Origin of the sequence: Streptomyces sp. NPDC005423, assembly GCF_040606415.1 — a bacterium.
Lineage (GTDB): Bacteria > Actinomycetota > Actinomycetes > Streptomycetales > Streptomycetaceae > Streptomyces.
Genome location: NZ_JBEXET010000113.1, coordinates 1 through 1,388 on the forward strand (window position 1 = coordinate 1; position 1,388 = coordinate 1,388).

Annotated in this window: 1 protein-coding gene; it reads right to left on the reverse strand. The window is 38.7% G+C overall.

Annotation, left to right across the window (positions count from 1 at the left end):
- Positions 1-222: 222 nt before the first annotated feature.
- Complete coding sequence (locus ABZT12_RS39320; protein ID WP_356394677.1) at positions 223-1,170, reverse strand: IS30 family transposase; 948 nt, start codon at positions 1,168-1,170, stop codon at positions 223-225.
- Positions 1,171-1,388 lie beyond the last annotated feature (218 nt).

A 1,388-nucleotide genomic window follows, 5' to 3' on the forward strand; every position in this document is an offset into this window, starting at 1 on the left:
GAAGAAGATAAACAATTCTTTCATATTAATTATGCCTATCAAAAAAATTCTATTCTCTCTGAAAGTGAAAAAAACTTTTTAGAAATATAGAAAACATTAAAATAAATATTGCATAAGAGCATCAATGATTTGGTGCTTTTTTGATAGTAATTATTTACAGTAGAAAGCGCACAAAAAACTTTCAGGAAATGTTATAATTAGAACGCAAATTGCAAGTCCAAGTTAGCCAGCCAAGCTCATCTCATATGAACTCTTATAGTTGAACATTTTTCTTGGATAATGGTTCATCCAATACTCGATAGCGGCGACTTCTTCAGGGGTCGTCTTTGTTGTGCCTTTTGGCAGATGCCTACGAATCATTCGGTTATGGTTTTCATTCGTCCCTCGCTCAAAGCTCGCGTAGGCGTGTGCATAGTAAACTGGACAGCTTACGACCTCAGAGAGCCTTGCAAATTCATGGCCATTGTCAGGGGTAATGGATTTGAAGTCATAACTTTTTTGAAGTTCCACCAGCTCATCATTGACCGCCTGTGCTGTTTTCCCATCAATCAAGCGAATGATCTCCGTGCGGTATTTTCGCTCTGTGAGCGTCAAAAGCACCTTGTTCTTAGCTCTCGTAAGAATGACCGTGTCAATCTCGTAATGCCCCACTTCTAAGCGATTGTTAATGAACTCAGGCCGTTCTTCAATAGACTTACCAAAAGGATGCTTTGGCGCACGAGGTTTGATTTTCTTTGCCGCCTTATACTGCGGATAGAAAAGATGATGACGCTTGGCTTCTAACCAGCCCCAGTTGACCCAATTGTAGAGGCTGCTCAGAGAAACTCCTTTTGGAGCCTGATGAATGACTTCCAAAGAGTCCTTGTCTTCTTTAAGACGTGTACTCACATAACAATCAATCTCAGTCGTGAGTTTACTCGGACGAACACTGTGAGCCCTCAATCCTTCATAATTTTCTTGAGCCTTTTTAGCAGAGTATTTTACCTTCCGCTTGAGCTGGATTTCCCCTCGCTTCATCTCTCTGTCAATCGTCCCATGAGCTTTATTCAATAAGCGCGCAATCTCACGGTTGCTCAGTCCTTCTTTATTGTGCCAACGTTCAATGTTTAAACGGTCTTGATTGGTCAGGTGTTTCCCTTTGCTCTGGCTTGTGATAGAATAGTCTTGCATCTGAATTTCCTTTTTATACTATTTGGTCGAACTTCTAGTATAAGAGATTCAGATGTTTTTTGCTTGACTCAAGGTGGCTAACTTCATTTTACAATTTGCGTAAAAAATAAAAATCTATAATAATTCAGTTTGCACCAATAAAAAGTGATAAAAAAAATAAATTTTGATGCTGACTAAAAATAGAAACAAAAAATTTTCTATTTTTTCTTCGCATTTTC

Excerpts from the sequence above, each read along its gene's own strand:
- ABZT12_RS39320 (WP_356394677.1), bottom strand. The coding sequence starts at position 1,170 with ATGCAAGACTATTCTATCACAAGCCAGAGCAAAGGGAAACACCTGACC.